Annotated in this window: 16 protein-coding genes; 6 read left to right on the top strand and 10 right to left on the bottom strand. The window is 74.5% G+C overall.

All coding sequences use genetic code 11. The annotated features are described in order from the left end of the window. Positions 1-60 precede the first annotated feature (60 nt). Positions 61-366 carry a DUF2249 domain-containing protein gene (locus MANAM107_RS02175; protein ID WP_223910536.1) on the bottom strand — a complete coding sequence of 102 codons (306 nt, stop codon included), beginning with the start codon at positions 364-366 and terminating at the stop codon, positions 61-63. A 288-nt stretch (positions 367-654) separates the two neighbouring features. Between MANAM107_RS02175 and MANAM107_RS02170 the strand changes: the two genes are divergently transcribed. Then, the gene (locus tag MANAM107_RS02170) at positions 655-1,941 is read left to right on the top strand and encodes a hypothetical protein (protein ID WP_223910533.1); all 1,287 of its coding nucleotides are present in this window, start codon (positions 655-657) and stop codon (positions 1,939-1,941) included. A 430-nt stretch (positions 1,942-2,371) separates the two neighbouring features. Then, complete coding sequence (locus tag MANAM107_RS02165) at positions 2,372-4,039, top strand: multicopper oxidase domain-containing protein (RefSeq protein WP_223910529.1); 1,668 nt, start codon at positions 2,372-2,374, stop codon at positions 4,037-4,039. 94 nt (positions 4,040-4,133) lie between these two features. Here MANAM107_RS02165 and MANAM107_RS02160 read toward each other — a convergent pair whose 3' ends face one another. The 7 genes from MANAM107_RS02160 to MANAM107_RS02130 form a co-directional block, all read right to left on the bottom strand. After that, positions 4,134-4,952 (bottom strand): helix-turn-helix transcriptional regulator, encoded by an 819-nt coding sequence (locus tag MANAM107_RS02160; RefSeq protein WP_223910526.1) that lies wholly within the window; start codon positions 4,950-4,952, stop codon positions 4,134-4,136. Positions 4,953-5,374: 422 nt separating this feature from the next. Next, positions 5,375-6,523, bottom strand: a complete 1,149-nt coding sequence (rsgA, locus tag MANAM107_RS02155) for a ribosome small subunit-dependent GTPase A (protein WP_223910523.1) — start codon at positions 6,521-6,523, stop codon at positions 5,375-5,377. Further along, positions 6,523-7,956: a 3-phosphoshikimate 1-carboxyvinyltransferase gene (gene aroA, locus MANAM107_RS02150; protein WP_223910520.1), complete on the bottom strand. Its 1,434-nt coding sequence runs from the start codon at positions 7,954-7,956 to the stop codon at positions 6,523-6,525. The genes rsgA and aroA overlap by 1 nt, the downstream gene beginning before the upstream one ends. Positions 7,957-7,985: 29 nt before the next feature. Then, on the bottom strand, positions 7,986-8,825 hold the full coding sequence (locus MANAM107_RS02145) for a class II fructose-bisphosphate aldolase (protein ID WP_223910517.1): 840 nt from the start codon (positions 8,823-8,825) through the stop codon (positions 7,986-7,988). Continuing rightward, positions 8,812-9,801, bottom strand: coding sequence for a 1-phosphofructokinase family hexose kinase (locus MANAM107_RS02140; RefSeq protein WP_223910514.1), 990 nt, complete (start codon positions 9,799-9,801; stop codon positions 8,812-8,814). Before MANAM107_RS02140 ends, MANAM107_RS02145 begins: the two co-directional genes overlap by 14 nt. A gap of 335 nt (positions 9,802-10,136) precedes the next feature. Beyond that, entirely contained in the window at positions 10,137-12,365 is a 2,229-nt protein-coding gene (locus MANAM107_RS02135; protein ID WP_223910511.1) for an NADP-dependent isocitrate dehydrogenase, read from the bottom strand. Between the two features lie 73 nt (positions 12,366-12,438). Further along, the gene (locus MANAM107_RS02130; RefSeq protein WP_223910508.1) at positions 12,439-12,942 is read right to left on the bottom strand and encodes a DoxX family membrane protein; all 504 of its coding nucleotides are present in this window, start codon (positions 12,940-12,942) and stop codon (positions 12,439-12,441) included. 280 nt (positions 12,943-13,222) lie between these two features. Between MANAM107_RS02130 and MANAM107_RS02125 the strand changes: the two genes are divergently transcribed. From MANAM107_RS02125 to MANAM107_RS13200, 3 genes are all read left to right on the top strand, one after another. Then, complete coding sequence (locus MANAM107_RS02125) at positions 13,223-13,927, top strand: sigma-70 family RNA polymerase sigma factor (protein ID WP_223910505.1); 705 nt, start codon at positions 13,223-13,225, stop codon at positions 13,925-13,927. Beyond that, positions 13,927-14,334, top strand: a complete 408-nt coding sequence (gene rsrA / locus MANAM107_RS02120; RefSeq protein WP_223910503.1) for a mycothiol system anti-sigma-R factor — start codon at positions 13,927-13,929, stop codon at positions 14,332-14,334. Before MANAM107_RS02125 ends, rsrA begins: the two co-directional genes overlap by 1 nt. Before the next feature lie 141 nt (positions 14,335-14,475). Beyond that, the gene (locus MANAM107_RS13200; protein ID WP_373284822.1) at positions 14,476-14,550 is read left to right on the top strand and encodes a 50S ribosomal protein bL37; all 75 of its coding nucleotides are present in this window, start codon (positions 14,476-14,478) and stop codon (positions 14,548-14,550) included. 99 nt (positions 14,551-14,649) lie between these two features. Here MANAM107_RS13200 and MANAM107_RS02115 read toward each other — a convergent pair whose 3' ends face one another. Both MANAM107_RS02115 and MANAM107_RS02110 read right to left on the bottom strand, forming a co-directional pair. Further along, positions 14,650-16,260, bottom strand: a complete 1,611-nt coding sequence (locus tag MANAM107_RS02115) for an ABC transporter permease (RefSeq protein WP_223910500.1) — start codon at positions 16,258-16,260, stop codon at positions 14,650-14,652. Continuing rightward, entirely contained in the window at positions 16,257-17,252 is a 996-nt protein-coding gene (locus MANAM107_RS02110; RefSeq protein WP_223910496.1) for an ABC transporter ATP-binding protein, read from the bottom strand. Before MANAM107_RS02110 ends, MANAM107_RS02115 begins: the two co-directional genes overlap by 4 nt. Before the next feature lie 58 nt (positions 17,253-17,310). Here MANAM107_RS02110 and MANAM107_RS02105 point away from each other — a divergent pair, with 58 nt between their 5' ends. Beyond that, the gene (locus MANAM107_RS02105; protein ID WP_223910493.1) at positions 17,311-18,021 is read left to right on the top strand and encodes a TetR/AcrR family transcriptional regulator; all 711 of its coding nucleotides are present in this window, start codon (positions 17,311-17,313) and stop codon (positions 18,019-18,021) included. The last annotated feature ends 81 nt before the right edge of the window (positions 18,022-18,102 follow it).

Raw genomic sequence — 18,102 nt, 5'->3', positions numbered from 1 at the left:
CGGGAGGCGCTCACGGTGCCCGCGGATGCCCACGGGCGCCGGTGGGCCCTCCCGCCAGCCTCAGGCGGTGCGCAGGATCTCCACGCGCGCGTAGCCCTCGGCCTGCTCCAGCAGCGTGTGCCGGTAGGTGAAGGGGAGCTGGTCGATCTGGTGGAGCAGGGGCGTGGGCACATGCGGTGCCACGAGGTCGAAGCCCTCCCCGACCTGCAGGGAGGAGGCGGCGCCGATGATCGCGGGGTGGCGCAGGCGGTGGGGGATGGCGCGGGCGTCCAGGGTCAGGCGCTCGGAGGTGTGCTCCCCGCAGCCGCAGGAGTGCCCGGAGGCCTTCTTCTCGGAGATGGGGATGAGGTCGGGCGACTCGCTCATAGGGTGCTCCTCGGGCTCAGACGGGTTCATCATCGTTGGGCGGGCCGGGGTCGCATCGCTGGGCGGCGTCCCGGCGGCCGCGGCGCCCACGACCTTACTACCGGTTGATGGCGGATAAAAAGCCCGTCCGCTGCGGGCTCACCGGGGGTGCTCCCGGAGCCGACGACGGCGCTGCCATCCCGTCCCGCCCTCGTTGAGGCCCGCCGGGTCCTTGGCTACGGTTCGGGCTGTGAAGGACCAATGGCCGCGCAGGCTCGCCCCGCTTGTGGCGCCCCGGATGGCGGCCCCATGAGCCTGCCCGTCGGCCCGCCGCGGGGTGCGGGCACCGCTGGTCGCTCCGCCGCCAGCCGACCCGCCCCGCACCGGCGCCCCCATCGCCGCAGCACCCAGATCAGGCGCAATGCCCTGGTCCTGGCCTGGCTGGTGAGCGCCGCGGTCCTGGCCGCCCTGATCATCGGCGGCCCCCTGGCCGGCCTGGGCACCTGGCTGCCCCTGCACGCCCTGCTCCTGGGAGGCATCGGCTCGGCCATCACCATCTGGTCGGCGCACTTCGCCGACACCCTCCTGCACCGCCCGGCCCTGGGCGGAGCGGCCCTGCTGGATGCGCGCCTGTACGCCCATGCCCTGGGCACGGTCTGCGTCCTGGCGGGCATCACCGCGGGTCACCAGATCCTGGCGATGACCGGGGTGGCCATCATCATGGGCCAGGCGCTGACCGGCATGGTGGCCATCGGGGTGCAGTACCGGCGGGCGGTGGCCGCCCGCCTGGGCGCGCTGGCCCTCCACTACGCCGTGGCCCTGGTGCTGCTGGCCGTGGGCGCCGCCCTGGGCTACCTCATCTCCTGGGCCGACGACGCTGGCCGCGCCCACCTGGCCGACGTCCTCTACCTGGCCCACACCACCACGATGCTCCTGGGGTTCGTGGGCACCACCGTGCTGGGCACGCTGACGCTCCTGTGGCCCACGATGCTGCGCACGAGGATGGAGCCCGTCGCTCCGCGCTGGGCGGTTCGGGCCCTGCCGCTGCTCGTGGCGGGCACGGCCCTCACCGCCGTCAGCGGGCTGTGGCCGCCCCTGGCGGCGCTGGGGGTGCTCCTGTACTGGGGTGGCGCCTGCGGGGTTCTCCTCCCGGGCTTCCTCACCGCCCGCCGCGTCCCGCCCACCTCCTTCGCCACGGCCTCGGCCGCCGCTGCGGTGCTGTGGCTGCTGGGCTGCCTGGGGTACCTGGGGGTGGGGATCGCCCTGGCCGACGGCGCCGCCGCCGGGCGCGGCGTCATCCACGCCATCCGCCTGGCCCTGGCCGCGGGCTTCGCCCTGCAGATCCTCGTGGCGGCGCTGAGCTACCTCACCCCGGTCATGCTCGGCGGCGGACCCGCGATGACGCGCCGGACCAACGCCATCATGGACCGCTTCGCGTCCTACCGGGTGACCGCCGCCAACGGCTGCCTCCTCATCGCGCTGAGCACCGCCCTGCCCTGGCCGGTGCGCCTCGTGAGTGGGGCGGTGGCCGGGGCCGTGGCCGCCTACCTGCTCGTGGGCATCGTCCTGTGCCTGCGCGCGCTGCGCCGTGGGTAGGGGCGGCGTGGCGCGCGGGGCGGCGGATGGTGCCGGCCCCGCACGCCCGCACTCGGCCGTGGGGCGCCGGCACCGGTCCCGGTGAGGCGGGTGCGGGGCGGCGTGGTGCCCGGGGTGTGGGGAGGTGCTCGTGGGGTGCGGGAACGACGTCGTTTCGCGACGCAGGCGTCGCTTCGCGACGTGGACGTACCTTGCAGGTGTCGCCTCCGTCGCGAAGTGACGCTCCTGTCGCGACGTGACGCCCTTTCTCGCCCGCCCGCGGGCCCGGGCCGCCCGGCGTCGGCGGGGACGGCGGTCGCGGCAGCGCAACGGCATGGCACGCTTGGTCCCACGGGCCACCACCGGGACGGGGCGCGCCTCCCGGATGCTCCACCCGACCCCGGTCCCCAGTCCAGCACCCCGCTCCAGCCCCGTCGATCGAGAACCGGCCATGACCACACCGACCACACCATCCCAGCCCGACGACAGCGGGCACACCCCGCACGACCCGCGGAGGCCCCCGGCCCCCTCCGACCGCGGGGCCCCGCAGGCGGCGGAGGCGCCCCCGGCTCCCTCCGACCGCGACTCCACGGTGGGGGAGGACTCCGGGCCCGCCGTCGTCGCCCCCGGGCGCCGGGCAGTGACGGCGGGGACGACGGCGGGGGCCCCGCCCGCCTCCGCTCGCGCGCAACAGCCCTTACCGGGTGGTGCCGCGGCCCCCGCCACCCCGGGCGCCGACCGCCGCGGGGTGATCATGGGCGTGCTCACTGCGGGGGCCGCCGTCGTCGCCGGTGGGGCGATGGCTCTGCGGGACGGCGAGTCGACGACGGGATCGGGTGGCCAGGGTGTGGCCGCCACGGGGGAGACGGTCGAGGTCACGGTCACCGCCAAGGGCATGCGCTTCGTGCCCGAGACCCTCGAGGTGGCCCCCGGCGACCGCCTGGTCATCACCCTGGACAACCCCACCGGCCTCGTCCACGACCTGGTCCTGGAGACGGGCGCGACCACCGGCCGGATCGCGGCGGGCGGCACCGGGACCCTGGATGCGGGCGTCATCACCGGCCCCACCGAGGGCTGGTGCTCCATCGCCGGGCACCGCGCCCAGGGCATGGTCCTCCACATCACCACCGCCGGTGCTGCTGCCGCCGGGAGCAGTGGGGGCGCCTCCTCCAGCAGTCAGGAGCACGCCGGCCACTCCGGCCAGGAGGAGCCGGCCGCCACCCCCGACAACGAGGCCCCGCTGCCCGAGGACTTCACCGCCGTCGAGGCCACCCTGCCCCCGGCCCCCTCCACCTCTGGCGGGCCGGTCACCCACCGCCACACCTTCACCGTCACCGAGAAGGTCATGCCGGTCGGCGCGGGGTGCACCCAGCGCCGCATGACCTTCAACGGGCAGGTGCCCGGCCCGGTGCTGCGCGGCAGCGTGGGCGACACCTTCGAGATCCTCCTGGTCAATGACGGCACGATGAGCCACTCCATCGACTTCCATGCGGGCATCACCCCGCCCGATGAGGCCATGCGCTCCATCGACCCCGGGCGGTCCCTGGACTACCGCTTCACCGCCCAGCACTCGGGCATCTGGCTCTACCACTGCTCGACGGCGCCCATGAGCCTGCACCTGGCCTCGGGCATGCACGGCGCCGTGGTCATCGATCCGCCGGGCCTGGGCGCGGTGGATCGGGAGTTCCTCGTCGTGGCCTCCGAGGTCTACCTGGGCGCCGAGGGCGGTGAGCCCGACTCCCACAAGATCGCCGCCAAGGCCCCCGACCTCATGACCTTCAACGGGGTGGCCTTCCAGTACGCCCAGCGGCCCCTGGAGGCGCGGGTGGGCGAGCGCCTGCGCTTCTGGGTCCTGGACGCCGGCCCCTCACTGCCCACCTCCTTCCATATTGTCGGCCTCCAGTTCGACCAGGTCTTCCACGAGGGCGCGTGGACCCTGGGCGGCCCGCAGAGCATCGGCCGGGCCTGGTCCGGGGGCTCCCAGGCCCTGGGGCTCCAGCCGGCGCAGGGAGGCTTCGTGGAGTGCGTGGCCCAGGAGCCCGGCACCTACGTCCTGGTCACCCACTCCTTCGCCGACATGGAGAAGGGAGCCAAGGGCCTTCTGCGCATCACCGCCTGAGCGGGTGCCGGCGCCACGGCGCCCTCCGGCGCCGGGAGGGGCGGCGCCGGAGGGCGCGGTGCGGCAGGCTCAACGGGACCGCTCAGGCGCGGGCTCAGCTGGCCCTGGCCACCGCGGGGTCGTCGAGGGGCCCCTCGGCGTCCTCGACGTCGGCGGGGGCCTCGGCCCTGGCCGCATCCGCAGCGCTGGCCAGCTCATTGGCGGCGCTCAGGTCGAGGCGGCAGCCGTTGGCGGTGGGGCGGATGATCCGCACGGGGGTGACGATGTCGCCATTGCAGGCCACGGCCTGGCGGTTGCCGTCGTCGTAGGTGACCGCCCGCAGGAAGCCCTCGTGCATGGCGCACACCAGGGGGTGCGGGTTGTGGCCGTGGGAGACCAGCGGGCAGGCCCGCAGGACGATCTCATCGTCCTTGACCTCGGGGGCGAAGCCCATCATCGCCAGGTGGGGCAGCAGTGCCGACATGCGCTCCTTGGTGGTGGCGTCGAAGGCCGCCGCCACGTCGAGCACCGAGGGGGTCAGCTCGGCCCAGCGCTGCCCGATGGCCAGGGCCATGGCCTCGGCCTCCTCGCCCTCGCCCAGGACATTGGCGACGGCGTCCAGGAGGGTGAGGTAGGACTCGATGACCTGGCGGGGGTCGGGGGCGGTGGAGGAGTAGCGCAGCGCCGGGCGGCCGCGCTTGCCGGTGGGGCGGGTGGAGATGGTGACGAAGCCCGCGTCCACCAGGGAGTCCAGGTGCTCGCGGACGGTGTTGTGGTGCAGGTTGAGAGCGCTGGCGACCTGGACGGCGGTCATCGCCTCATCGGAGGCCTCGACAACCTCCAGGACCCGCCGTCGAGCGGCGGACAGATCGGCTCGTGCCGTCAGGTCGCCCAGCGCTGGGCGAGGAAACGATGCGATACGGGTGTTGTGCATGACAGGAAGAATATCGTGCTCTTCATTGTGGGAAAACCCAAAATCTGGATGGTTGAAACCTGCAATGGATCTGTTACGGGGATTCGGGCCTCCACCGGGGTCAAGGTCCTAGGTTTCCGCCATCCTCGCCACCGTGGATTTTGCCGAGGCTGGTGCGGTCGCAGCCGGGCGGGTCGACGGCGTCCAGGGGCTGGGCCCGAGCCCGCACGGGGGGTGCTGCGGTCGACGAAACCGTGACGTCCTTCGTGGTCGCCGTCGGCGTGTCTATCAGACCGCTGTGGCCGGCCTGAGCGCCGGGTGGAAGAGCCTGGGGGGTGGGCGCGGGGTGCTCGCCACTGCGGGCGAGCATTCCCTGGAGCGCTGCTGGAAACCGCGCCGGGAGCCGCTCCGGCGCAGCCCGGCGGGGGCGCTGCGGCCCGGCCTCAGGGACGCGTGGGATCCTCCGCCTCCAGGGCGGGGGCCAGCAGGCGGCGGAAGGAGTCCAGGCGGGCCCGGCGGTGGGTCGCCAGGGCCGCATCCCCGGCCTGCTCGGCCCACTCCTCCAGGGCGCAGTCCAGCGCCCCGGCGAGGTGGGGGCAGCCACGGGGGCAGTCCTGGGCCACCTGGGCCAGGTCGGCGAAGCCCTGGAGCACCTCGGCGCTGCCCACATGGGCCACCCCGAAGGAGCGCACCCCCGGGGTGTCGATGACCCAGCCGCCCCCGGGCAGCTCCAGGGCCTGGAGGCTCGTGGAGGTGTGGCGGCCCCGTCCGGTGACCGCGTTGACCTGGCCGGTGGCCCGCCCGGCCCCGGGAACCAGGGCGTTGATGAGCGTGGACTTGCCGACCCCCGAGTGGCCCACGAGCACCGAGGTGCGGCTGGTCAGGGCCTCGCGCACCGCCCCGAGCCCGCGGTGCGCACCCACCGGGACGGCCGGCTCCCCGCCCCCCTGGGGCCCCGGCCCCACGGGGCGCTCCGCGGGTCCCGGCCCCGGCCCGTGGGGCGCCAGGACGGTGCTCAGGCAGCGCACTCCCAGGGGCTTGTATAGATCTGACAAAGGCGTCGCGTCGGCCAGATCGCTCTTAGTAAGTATGAGGAGCGGCTCCATGCCCGCGTCATAGGCGGCGACGAGGTAGCGGTCGATCATCCGGGGGCGCGGCTGGGGGTCGGCCACGGCGGTGACGATGACCAGCAGCTCGGCATTGGCCACCACCGGGCGCTGCGTGCCCGCGGCGTCGCCGTCCTCGGCGCTGCGCCGCAGGAGGGTGGAGCGCTCCTGGATGCGCACCATGCGCGCCAGGGTGCCGCTGCGGCCACTGGTGTCGCCCACGACGGCCACCCGATCGCCCACCACCACCTTCCCCCGGCCCAGCTCGCGTGCCTTCATGGCGGTGATATCCCCACTGCCGTCCCGTGTCAGGCCGGGGTCATCGAGGCGGATGCGGTAGTGGCCGCGGTCGATGCGGGTGACCATGCCCTCCACGGCGTCGCGGTGGGCGGGCCGCTGCTTGGTGCGGGGGCGCGAGCCCTTGCCGGGGCGTACGCGCACGCGCGGGTCGTCGGTGCCGGTATCGCGCCGGGCCCGGCCCGCCATCAGCGCTCGCCCCCGCAGCTGGAGAGCATGCCCGACCACAGGCCGGTGAAGCCCGGCAGGGTCTTGGAGGTGCAGGCGACGTCGTCGAGCTCGATGCCGTCCACGGCCAGCCCGACCACGGCCGCGAAGGTGGCCATGCGGTGGTCGGCGTAGCTGCGCAGGAGCGCCCCGTGCAGCGGGGCGGGGTGGATGGCCAGGCCGTCGTCGAGCTCCTCGACCCGCCCGCCCAGGCGCCTGATCTCAGTGCTGAGGGCCGCCAGGCGGTCGGTCTCGTGCCCGCGCAGGTGGCCGATGCCCCGCAGGCGGCTGGCCCGGCCCTGATGGCCGGCCACCGCGGCCAGGGCCGCCAGGGTGGGGGCGAGCTCGCCGAGGTCGGACAGGTCGGCGTCGATGCCCTCGATGCGGCCGGTGCCGGTGACGGCCAGGGTCTGGGAGCCGTCCTGCGCCGGCTCCAGGACCACCTGCCCTCCCAGGCGTGCGAGCAGTTCGCGCCAGGCGTCGCCGGCCTGGGTGGTGGAGACGGGCCAGTGGGGCACGCGCACCCGCCCACCGGCCACGAGGGCGGCCGCCAGGAAGGGCCCCGCATTGGACAGGTCCGGCTCGATGGCCACCTGACCGCCCCGGGGCCGTCCCGGATGAACCCGCCACCGGGGCGGGCCGCCCGGGGCCGGGGCCTCGACGACGACGCCGCGCTCGCGTAGGGCCGCCACCGTCATCTCCACATGCGGCAGGGAGACCACCCGGCCGGTGGCGCTCACCTCCAGGCCCCGGGGCAGCAGCGGTCCCAGGAGCAGCAGGGCGGAGAGGAACTGGGAGGAGGCGGAGGCATCGACCCGCACCTGCTGTGGCGGGGCGCTGCCACCCGATTCCGCCGGGGCGGCCCCGGCGCCCGCCCCGTCCTCGGCGCCAGGCCCGTCGGCCCAGACCTCGACGGGCAGGAAGCCGGTCTCTGCCAGGTAGCGGACCCTCGCCCCCAGGGAGGTCAGCGCCTCCAGGAGTGGGCGCATGGGCCGGCGCCGGGCCGCCTCATCGCCGTCGAAGACCACGGGCCGGCGCGCCAGGGCGGCCAGGGCGGGGATGAAGCGCATGACCGTGCCCGCCAGGCCGCAGTCGATGCTCAGCCCGCCGGCGGGGGGCAGGGGCGCGGGGGTGATCCGCAGCTGCTGGCCCACCTCCTGCCGCTGCCCCTGGTCCTGAGGCTGCGCGGCCGCGGCCTCCAGCTCCTCGATGGAGGCGCCCAGGCGCCGGAGGGCCTCCAGCAGCAGTGCGGTGTCGCGTGAGCGCGGGACGCCGCTGAGGAGCGTCGCGTCCTGCGCCGTCGCCGCCAGGACCAGGGCCCGGGCGGTGAGGGACTTCGATCCCGGGAGGGCCACGACGGCGTCGAGGGGGCCGGTGGCCCGGGGCGCGGACCAGGCGTGCGGAGAGGGCTGCATGGGCCGAGCCTAGCGGGGGCTCTGCGGCCTCAGTCCTCCATGGCGTACCAGCGCAGGAGGCTCTCGACCTCCGTGCCCACATCCTTCATGCCCGGGCCCACGTACTTGCGGGGGTCGACCAGCGCGGGGCTGTCCTCCAGGATCTGGCGGACCCGCGCGGTGAACTGGACATTGAGGTGGGTGGAGACATTGATCTTCGTCATGCCGGCACTGATGGCGGCGCGCAGCCCCTCATCGCTGACCCCCGAGGAGCCGTGGAGGACCAGGGGCACCGGCACGGCCCGTGCCAGGGCGGTGATGAGGTCGTTGTCCAGCTCGGCGCTGCGCTCGGTCATGGCATGGGAGGAGCCCACGGCCACAGCCAGCAGGTCCACGCCGGTGTCGGCCACGAACTGGGCCGCCTGGTCGGGGTCGGTGCGCACCCCCGGCGCATGGACGCCGTCCTTGCCGCCGACCTCGCCCAGCTCGGCCTCCACCGGGACGCCGGCGGCATGGCAGTGCTCGACCACCTGCGCGGTGGTGCGCCGGTTGGCCTCATCGTCGAGCTGGGAGCCGTCGTACATGACGGAGGTGAAGCCCAGCTCCACGGCCTCCTTGATGAGGTCGACGTCGGTGGCGTGATCCAGGTGCACCACCACCGGGACGCCGGCGGCGCCGGCCGCCGCCAGGGTCCCCGCTGCGATGGGGGCCAGGGACCCGTGGTAGGACACCGCGTTCTGCGAGATCTGCAGGACGATGGGCTGGCCGGCGCGCTCGGCGGCGGCGGTGAGGGCCTCGGCGTGCTCCAGGAGGATGACGTTGAAGGCCCCCAGTCCCACGCCGCTGCGCCGGCGGGCCTGGGCCAGGGAGGAGAGGTCAGTCAGTGCCATGGGCTGGAACCACCTTGATCTGGGAGAGGAGCTGGTTGGACAGGCTGAGGTCCACCGCGCCGGCCACCGGGGTGGTCACGGCCGAGGCGGACAGGGCGACGGCGGCGGCCAGGGCGCGGGGCTGCAGCACGGGGGAGCCCGGGGCGGGCGGGTGGTTGAGGAGCTCGGCGGCCAGCGCGGCCACGGCCGAGTCCCCGGCGCCGGTGGGGTTGACCACCTCGACCCTGGGTGCGGGGGCGTACCAGGGGTGGGGGTCCTGGCCGCCGGAGGTGAACAGGATCATGCCCCGGGGCCCATCGGAGGCCACCACCGCGCCGGTGCCCGAGTCCAGGAGCGCCTGGGCGCCCTCGTGCAGGCTCTGGGCGCCGGTGGCCTGGAGCAGCTCCTCCCGGTTGGGGGTGACGACGTCGCAGACGGCGGCCGCCGCGGCCAGCAGGGGGCCGGAGGTGTCGACGATGGTGCGCGCGCCGCGCTGGCGGGCTCCCGCCAGCAGGTCGGTCAGCTGCTCGGCGCTGGTGCCCGGCGGGCAGGAGCCGCACACGGCCAGCACATCCCCGGGGCCCAGGTCCTTGAGGGCGGCGCGGGTCAGTGCCTGCCAGTCGTCGCGGTCCAGGGCGGGGCCGGGCTCGTAGAGGCCGGTGGCGGTGCCGTCCTGCGCGATGACGGTCACGGTGGTGCGAGTGGTCAGGCGGGGCAGGTCCACCCAGGCGGGCACGATCGCGGCGCCGTCCTGGTGGTCCCAGTGACGCAGGAGCTCGCGCAGCTCCTGCCCGGCGGGCCCGCCCAGGGGGCCGGTGACCCGGCAGGCCAGGCCGAGGCGGGAGAGCACCGCAGCGACATTGAGCCCCTTGCCTCCCGCCCGGCGGGAGACGGCGGTGACGCGGTTGGTGCACCCCAGGGCCGGCTCGGGCACCTCGTAGGTGACGTCGATAGCGGGGTTGGGGGTGAGGATCGTGATGCGGGGGCGCCTAGTCATGGCGCTCCGCCCGGCTCGGGGCGGCGGCCCCCGGCGCGGCCGCGCTCCATCCCACTGCGGTCATCATTGCTCCCACGGGTTGAGGCTGGCGGTGATCTGCGGCCGCGCGCTCGGCGGCCCGTGCGGGGCTCTGGCGCAGGCGCGGCAGCGCGCCCCATGATAGTGAATGATCCTGAGATATCCAAGCAGATATGTGTCAGGATCGATCATAGTTTTCCGGGGTGAGGGTCGTTGCTGGGCGCGATCGGCGCGGCCGGGGAGGGGAGGCGCGGCTCGGGCACGACGATGGCCGGCCCCGGGGCGGGGCCGGCCATCGTCGTCGGGGCGGGAGGGCCTTACATGGCGTCGATGATCCCGTTGAGCGCGGCCGAGGGGCGCATGACCGCAGTGGCCTTGGCCTCGTCGGGCCGGTAGTAGCCGCCGATATCGGCGGGGCTGCCCTGGACGGCCACGAGCTCGGCCTGGATCGTCTCATTGGCGGCCTCCAGCTGGGAGGCGACCTGCGCGAAGGCCTCGGCCAGCTCGGCGTCGGCCTCCTGGGCGGCCAGCTCGCGGGCCCAGTACAGGGCCAGCCAGGCGTGGGAGCCGCGGTTGTCGATCTCGCCCACGCGACGGGCGGGGGAGCGGTTCTCCTCCAGCAGGGTCGTGGTGGCCGCGTCCAGGGCGTCGGCCAGAACGGCGGCCCGGGAGCCGCCCGAGACCTCGCCCGCGTGCCGCAGCGCCTCGGCCAGGGCCAGGAACTCCCCCAGGGAGTCCCAGCGCAGGTAGTTGTCCTCCACCAGCTGGCGCACGTGCTTGGGCGCCGAGCCGCCGGCGCCGGTCTCGTACAGGCCGCCCCCGTTCATCAGGGGCACCACCGAGAGCATCTTGGCGCTGGTGCCCAGCTCCAGGATGGGGAAGAGGTCGGTGAGGTAGTCGCGCAGCACGTTGCCGGTGACGCTGATGGTGTCCTGGCCCGCCCGGGCCCGCTCCAGGGACAGACGGGTGGCGGCCACCGGATCCAGGATGCGGATGTCCAGGCCGCTGGTGTCCAGCTCTCCCAGGTGGCGCTGGACCAGCTCGGCCAGCACGGCGTCGTGCCCGCGGGAGGGGTCGAGCCAGAAGACCGCGGGGGCGCCGGTGGCCCGGGCGCGCGCGACGGCCAGGCGCACCCAGTCGCGGATGGGTGCCTCCTGGGTCAGGCATGCCCGCCAGATGTCCCCGGCCTCCACCTCGTGGGAGACCAGGACCGTGCCCGGCTCGCCCCCGGCGCCCCGGGTGATGACGACCTCCACGGTGCCGGCGGCGGGGATGAGGAAGGTCTTGTCGTGGCTGCCGTACTCCTCGGCCTTGCGGGCCATGAGGCCCACATTGGGCACCGTGCCCATGGTGCGCGGGTCCAGCGCCCCGTGGGCCTTGCAGTCCTCGATGACGGCGGCGTAGACCCCGGCGTAGGAGGAGTCGGGGATGACCGCCAGGGTGTCGTGGGTGGCGCCGTCGGGGCCCCACATCTTGCCGCCGCTGCGGATCATCGCCGGCATGGAGGCGTCGATGATGACATCGCTGGGCACGTGCAGGCCTGTGATGCCCCGGTCGGAGTCCACCATGGCGATGCGCGGGCCCGCGGCCAGCTCGGCCTGGATCTCCGCGCGGATGGCCTCGCCCTGGGGCAGGTCCGCCAGGCCGGCCTCGATGGCGCCCAGCCCGTCCTCGGCGCGCAGGCCGGCCTGTGCCAGCGCCTGGCCGTGGCGCTCGAAGACCCCCGGCAGGACGGCGCGCACCGCATGGCCGAAGATGAGCGGGTCGGAGACCTTCATCATGGTGGCCTTGAGGTGGACCGAGACCAGCAGCTGCTCGCGGGAGGCCGCCGCGACCTGCTCGGCCAGGAAGGCGTCCAGGGCGCGGGCCGACATGAAGGTGGCGTCCAGCACGTCCCCGGCGCGCACCTCCAGGGACTCGCGCAGGACCACCGGCTCCCCGCCGTCGGCGGGCCGCAGGCGGATGGCCACCTCGCCGTCGGCGGGCAGGACGGTGCTGCGCTCGTTGTGCCGGAAGTCCCCCGAGCTCATGGTGGCCACCCGGGTGCCCGACTCGGCCGACCAGGCGCCCATCCGGTGGGGGTGGGAGCGGGCGTAGGCCTTGACCGCAGCGGGTGCGCGGCGGTCGGAGTTGCCCTCGCGCAGCACCGGGTTGACGGCGCTGCCCTTGACGGCGTCGTAGGCGGCGCGGATCCGCTGCTCCTCCTCAGTGGCGGGGGAGTCGGGGTAGTCGGGGACCTCCATGCCCTGGGCCTGGAGCTCGGCGATGGCGGCCTTGAGCTGGGGCAGGGAGGCCGAGATATTGGGCAGCTTGATGATGGTGGCGGTGGGCGACTGGGTGAGGTCGCCCAGGCGGGCCAGGTCGTCGGGCGCCAGGCCGAAGGCCGCCAGGATGCGGCCGGCCAGGGAGATGTCGGCGGTCTCGACGCCGACCTGGGCCCGCCGCGCGAAGCCCTCGATGATGGGCAGCAGCGAGTGGGTCGCCAGCATGGGGGCCTCGTCGGTCCAGGTGTAAATGATGCTCGGCTGGCTCGACTGGTCGGTCATGGCTGCTCCCTTGGGCATAGACGGCGGCGTTGCACGCCTGAGGGTAGCGCCTCGCCCCGCTGGGGGGACAGGTTCAGGCCGCCTCCACCCCGTAGTGCCGGCGCACCGCCAGGTGGGCGGTCTCGATGGCCTCGCGCTGCTGGCGGGAGTTGCGCAGCTGCCAGGCCAGGGAGGGGCGGCCCTGGCGGTCCACGCTGGCCATGAGGAGTCCGGCGCCCAGCGCCGCCCCGCGCAGCAGACCGGAGAAGGCCTCGCGCCGCGCGCTGCCCGACAGGGTCCAGCCGGGGTTGCCCACAATGGTGACCGGGAGGTTGATGGCCGCCAGGACGGCGGCGCTGGTGCGCGGCGCCCGGCCCGTGGCCAGTCCCAGGCCCGCCACCACGCTCGCGGCGCCGGACAGGCGTGCCAGCATGCGGGCGTCGGCCCTGAGCATCGGCGGCAGGCCCGTGCGCTCCAGGGCGGGCATCACCCTCTCCAGCTTCTCGGCGTGCCTGCGGGGGCGCACCACGGCGTCGGCCCCATCGACGATGAAGGGGGCGGCGAGCATCGGTCGGGTCAGTGCGCGTAGAAGATCCATAGTGACCATCCTGACGCACCCGCACCTCTCAGGCCATGTTTTCCGCCCTCAGAGTGCCCCTGCGCCAGGCCTGCCGGTGCTCTCCTGCGGCCGACCGGTGGTGGGGCCGGGAATGAAACGGGGTGGTGGGCCCGTTGCTCAGGTCGTGACACTCTGCCTGACCCGCCCTGCGCCGCAGGGATCGCAAGCGCCCTCTGGCCGTGCCGGCGCCGTGGCAGCCAGCACCGCCGGCGCTGTCGATGACGGGGGCATGGCCCCGACCGGGCTAGGCTCGTGGCTGATGACGGACACCGACGACCACCGCACCGACGCCTCGCCGGCCGACGCCGAGCCGCACGAGTCGCAGGACGACTGCGACCGGGCCGCCTGCCCCGTCGAGGCCGACTCGCCCGACCGGGCGCCGGCCGACGAGGACGAGGCCGCCCGTGCTGCGCGCTTCGAGGCCGAGGCCCTGCCCTACCTCGACCAGCTCTACGGCGCCGCCCTGCGCATGACCCGCAACCAGGCCGACGCCGAGGACCTGGTCCAGGACACCTACGCCAAGGCCTTCGGCTCCTTCCACCAGTACCGTCCCGGCACCAACCTCAAGGCCTGGCTCTACCGGATCCTGACCAACACCTTCATCAACTCCTACCGCAAGAAGCAGCGCGAGCCCCTGCAGTCCGACGCCGATACCGTCGAGGACTGGCAGCTGCACCGCGCCGCCTCCCACGACTCCGTGGGCCTGCCCAGCGCCGAGAGCCTGGCCCTGGACCTGCTGCCCGATGAGGAGATCAAGGCGGCCTTCGGGGAGTTGAGCGAGGACCGCCGCCTGGCGGTCTACCTCGCTGACGTCGAGGGCTTCGCCTACAAGGAGATCGCCGAGATCATGGACACCCCCATCGGGACCGTCATGTCGCGCCTGCATCGCGGCCGCCGCCAGTTGCGCGAGCTCCTGGCCGACCATGCCCGCTCGCTGGGCTACGTCAGGGGGGAGGAGCAGTGATGAGCCGTTTCGAGGGTGCCGCCGCGCCAGGCGGCGCACCGGGGGCGCAGGAGGCTCCCGGCTCCCGGGGCGCCGGGGCGGCCGGGGAATCGGACTGCTCGTGCAGTGAGGCCCTGGCCCACCTGGAGGCCTTCTTGGACCATGAGTGCTCCGCCGATCTCACCGAGCGCCTGGCCCAGCATGTGGCCGCCTGCGACCACTGCTCGCGTCTGGCCGACGCCGAGACCCACCTGCGTGAGCTCCTGCGCTCGCGCTGCGCCGAGCAGGCCCCGCCCGAGCTGCGCGCCCGCGTGCTGGGCCGGCTCTCCCTCATGCGCATGTCCTCCTCGGTGAGCGTGACGACGGTCGACGGCGTCACCCGCACGACCCGCACCACCTCCCAGTCCTGGCGTATCGAGCGGGGCTGACGGCGGGGTGCGACCCGACCTCGATGTGGGTACCCTCACCGGGGCGCGGGGGAGGCGCCACTGGCAGCCTGAGGAGCCGGTGTGCAAGAATCAGGCGTTCCATGCCCCCTCGTGGGGCAGATCTGACACGAGGAGGCAGTGATGAGCAAGCGCGGTCGCAAGCGTCGTGCACGGGCCAAGTCCGGCGCCAACCACGGCAAGCGTCCCAACGCCTGAGCCGGGCCGGGCAGGCGCCCTGACGCACCACGACGGCGGCCGACCACCACGCAGGTGGCCGGCCGCCGTCGTGCGCGCCGGGGCGATGGTGCTGCCCGCTCATCCTGCGGCGAGGTCGCGGTGGCGGAACATGGCCGTGGAGGCGGCCAGCAGCACCACTGCGGCGGTGCTCAGCCCCGTCACGGCCGGCCCGCTGAGGTCCTGGAGCGGCTGGGTGCCCACGAGGTGGAGGGGCGAGAGGTCCTGGGCCCACTGCGGCAGCTGCAGGGCCTGTCCGAGGAATCCCACGGTGAGGATCCACCCGATGGCGGCCCACCCCAGCGCCGGCCACCGGGGCCCCAGCGCCCCCAGGGCCGAGCACAGGGCCACCACCACGGCGACCGGTGCCGCGTAGGCGGCCACCACGCCCCAGGCCGTGGACAGGTCCTCCACCTGCCCGGTCATCAGCCAGGCGCTGAGCCCCAGGGACAGGCAGGAGGCGGCGAGCACGACCAGGGAGCCGAGCAGGGCCAGCGCCCACCATGTGAGCCACAGGCGCCGGCGCGGCACCCGAGTGCAGAGCACGGCGGCCAGGCGGCCCGTCGCCTCCTCCGCGGCCAGGCGCGTGCCGGCCTGCACGCCGACAGCGGCCGAGGCCGCACCGGCCACGATCGTGGCCAGCATGACCAGCACGTCGGTGCCCCGGCTCGCCCCCAGGGCCAGCAGCAGGCTCGGGGTGGCCTCGGCGATCTCCTCCATCTCCCGGCCCAGCAGGCCCAGGAGCAGGGACCAGGTCACTGTCAGCGCCATGGCCCCCAGCATCCCCGGACGGAGCATGCGCCAGGCATAGCCCGCGCATGTCGCCAGGCGGGGGTGGGCCGCCCTCGGCCCCGGGCGGGGTGCCAGCACCCCGGCGCCCAGGTCGCGGCGCGCAGCCACCGCCGCCGTGATGAGGAGCAGGAGCCCGACGGCGATGAGATGGGCCAGGAGCGGCCAGGCCCGTGGCTCCTCGAAGGCGCGGACCTCGGGCAGCCATCCCAGCGGTCCCAGGACAGCGGCGCGAGAGCCGAAGCCGTCGGCCAGTGCGCGGGCCAGGAAGGCGGCAGTGATCACGCCGACGCCGAGGCGCAGCGCCGTCCGGCTCAGCGCGCACACCTGGCCCAGGAGGCACCCCAGGGCGCCGAAGAGCAGGAGGCAGGCCCCGGTGCTGGCCGCGTACCACGCGGAGCCGGAGGCGGGCAGCCCCAGGACGGTCAGGCCCACGAGGATCCCGCCCGCCATGAGGGCCGCCGTCGCCGTGAGCAGGAGGAGGGCGGCCCCCAGTGCGGCGAGCCGGCCCACGGGGGCGGCGGTGAGCAGCTCGGTGCGCCCGGCCTCCTCCTCACCGCGGGTCAGATGGACCGCCAGGATCAGGCCCGCCATGGGGAAGAGGAGCTGCCCCATGAACCCGACCTCGTAGGCCGTGATCCCGCCCAGGGAGGTCAGGCCGTAGCCGCGGCCGTTGAAGGCGATGATGACCGCGGAGGGCCCCATGAGCTGGGCGTAGTGCTCGCGCTCGGCCGCCGTGGGGTAGAGGCCCTGGGCGCTGACGGCGTTGCCGAGCACCAGCGCCGTGCCCAGTGCCGCCGCGCTCATGAGGGCGGGCCCGGAGGTGCGCAGCCCGATCCTCGTGCTCCGCCCCAGCCCGGACAGCAGGCGCGCCTGGGCGCGGTGGCCGCCGCGCGCGCTCACCGGGGCTCACCCCCGCCTTCGACCCGTGCGAGCACCGGCTCGGGGGCGTCGTCGGCCCCCGACGGCGGGGGCCCGGCCGCGCCGTCGTCCCGGTAGTACTCCAGGAACAGCTGCTCCAGGCTCGGGGGGCGCACGGCCAGGTCGAGGGGGCCTGCGGCGCTGAGGGCGGCCACGGCCTCGGCGAGCCCGGTGCGGGCGACCAGGAGGCTGGTCTCCACCCCGCGGGGCGCCGGTCCCTGCTGGAGGCGACTGACCCCCTCCAGGCGATCGAGACCCTGCGGGGCCGTGGCGGTCAGCGCCTCGATGGACACCGGCGCCCGGGCGCGCAGCTGCGCCAGGCTGCCGGTGGACACCGCCCGCCCGGCCCGCACCACGGTCACCCGCTCGCACAGGGTCTCGACCTCGGCCAGGATATGGCTGGAGAGCAGGACGGTGGCGCCCTGGGCGCTGCGCTCGGCCACCACCTGCTGGAAGACCGCCTCCATGACGGGATCCAGGCCGGAGGTCGGCTCATCGAGGACGAGCAGCTCGCAGGGGGTGGCCAGGGCGGCGATGAGCGCCACCTTCTGGCGGTTGCCCTTGGAGTAGGTGCGGATGCGGCGGGAGGGGTCGAGCTCGAAGCGCTCGATGAGCTCCTCCCGGCGCGAGGGGCTCACCGGGCCGTGCAGGCCGGCGAGCAGGTCGATGCACTCCCCGCCGGACAGGCCCGGCCACAGCGCCGTGTCCCCGGGCACGTAGGCCAAGCGCTCATGGATATCGACCGCCCGCTGCCATGCCGGCATGCCCAGGACCTCGGCGCTGCCGCCCTCGAGGCGCAGCTGGCCCAGCAGGGCGCGGATCGTCGTCGTCTTGCCCGCGCCGTTGGGGCCCAGGAAGCCGTGGACCTCACCGGTGCGCACCCGCAGGGTCAGGCCGTCCAGGGCGCGAGTGCTCCCGAAGGTCTTCACCATCCCCTCGGCACGGATCGCCAAATCTGAAAGCGACTTGCTCATGAGAGTAACTGTACATGCTACGGTGACCTTGTCCACCCCATGACAGCCAGGAGCCCGAGTGACCCAGACCGGCGGCGACCGCCCCCGCAGCGCTGCGCAGCAGGAGGGGGCCCTGGGCCCCAGGCCCGGACTGCGGGCCCGCAAGAAGGCCGCGACCATGCGCCATGTGCAGGCCACCGCCCTGGCCCTGTTCGCCGAGCGCGGCTACGACGCGGTGAGCATCGAGCAGGTCGCCGAGGCGGCCGAGGTCTCCCCCTCCACCGTCTACCGCTACTTCGCCACCAAGGAGGGGCTCGTCCTGCACGACGAGCACGACGACGTGCTGACAGCCGCACTGGAGCACCACTTCGGGCAGGGCCAGCCCTCCTGGGAGGCCATCCGGGCCTCGGTCGAGGAGATCTGGGAGCGGCACGTCGTCACCGATGCGGCCACGACCCTGGCGCGCATGCGGCTGTGGTCCCAGGTGCCGAGTATCCGGGCGGCGGGGTATCTCCTGGTCGAGCAGCGCGCCGATGAGCTCGCCGCCCTCATGGCCGGCACCGGGCGATGGAGCCGGGGCCAGGCCCGGATCATCGCCACGGGCGTCATCTCGATGTTCGTGGCGGCCCTGCGCAACTGGCACGAGACCGATGGGCGCACGCCGTGGAGCCTGCACATCGAGAAGCTCGCCCAGTGGGTGGGCACCATGGTCGACGCCCTGGGGCAGGGCCCCGAGGTGCCCGGTGCGGAGCGGGCTCAGGACGACGGGGCGCCGCCGCCCCGCGCGTGATCCGCGCGCGACCCGCCCGCAACCGGTTCGACACTGGCGAGACCTGCCCGAGACCCGCGCGCGACCCGCCCGTGATCCGCC

Origin of the sequence: Actinomyces capricornis (assembly GCF_019974135.1) — a bacterium.
GTDB classification, from domain to species: Bacteria; Actinomycetota; Actinomycetes; order Actinomycetales; family Actinomycetaceae; genus Actinomyces; species Actinomyces capricornis.
This window is presented reverse-complemented; position numbering and strand designations above follow the sequence as displayed.

What these genes read in the sequence shown, in the direction of transcription:
- MANAM107_RS02170 (WP_223910533.1), top strand. Translation starts at nt 655, where the DNA reads ATGAGCCTGCCCGTCGGCCCGCCGCGGGGTGCGGGCACCGCTGGTCGC.
- rsgA (WP_223910523.1), bottom strand. Translation starts at nt 6,523, where the DNA reads ATGGCGGGCCGGGCCCGGCGCGATACCGGCACCGACGACCCGCGCGTG.
- MANAM107_RS02175 (WP_223910536.1), bottom strand. Translation starts at nt 366, where the DNA reads ATGAGCGAGTCGCCCGACCTCATCCCCATCTCCGAGAAGAAGGCCTCC.
- rsrA (WP_223910503.1), top strand. Translation starts at nt 13,927, where the DNA reads ATGAGCCGTTTCGAGGGTGCCGCCGCGCCAGGCGGCGCACCGGGGGCG.
- MANAM107_RS02165 (WP_223910529.1), top strand. Translation starts at nt 2,372, where the DNA reads ATGACCACACCGACCACACCATCCCAGCCCGACGACAGCGGGCACACC.
- MANAM107_RS02110 (WP_223910496.1), bottom strand. Translation starts at nt 17,252, where the DNA reads ATGAGCAAGTCGCTTTCAGATTTGGCGATCCGTGCCGAGGGGATGGTG.
- MANAM107_RS02140 (WP_223910514.1), bottom strand. Translation starts at nt 9,801, where the DNA reads ATGACTAGGCGCCCCCGCATCACGATCCTCACCCCCAACCCCGCTATC.
- MANAM107_RS02160 (WP_223910526.1), bottom strand. Translation starts at nt 4,952, where the DNA reads ATGCACAACACCCGTATCGCATCGTTTCCTCGCCCAGCGCTGGGCGAC.
- MANAM107_RS02145 (WP_223910517.1), bottom strand. Translation starts at nt 8,825, where the DNA reads ATGGCACTGACTGACCTCTCCTCCCTGGCCCAGGCCCGCCGGCGCAGC.
- aroA (WP_223910520.1), bottom strand. Translation starts at nt 7,956, where the DNA reads ATGCAGCCCTCTCCGCACGCCTGGTCCGCGCCCCGGGCCACCGGCCCC.
- MANAM107_RS02125 (WP_223910505.1), top strand. Translation starts at nt 13,223, where the DNA reads ATGACGGACACCGACGACCACCGCACCGACGCCTCGCCGGCCGACGCC.
- MANAM107_RS02135 (WP_223910511.1), bottom strand. Translation starts at nt 12,365, where the DNA reads ATGACCGACCAGTCGAGCCAGCCGAGCATCATTTACACCTGGACCGAC.
- MANAM107_RS02130 (WP_223910508.1), bottom strand. Translation starts at nt 12,942, where the DNA reads ATGGATCTTCTACGCGCACTGACCCGACCGATGCTCGCCGCCCCCTTC.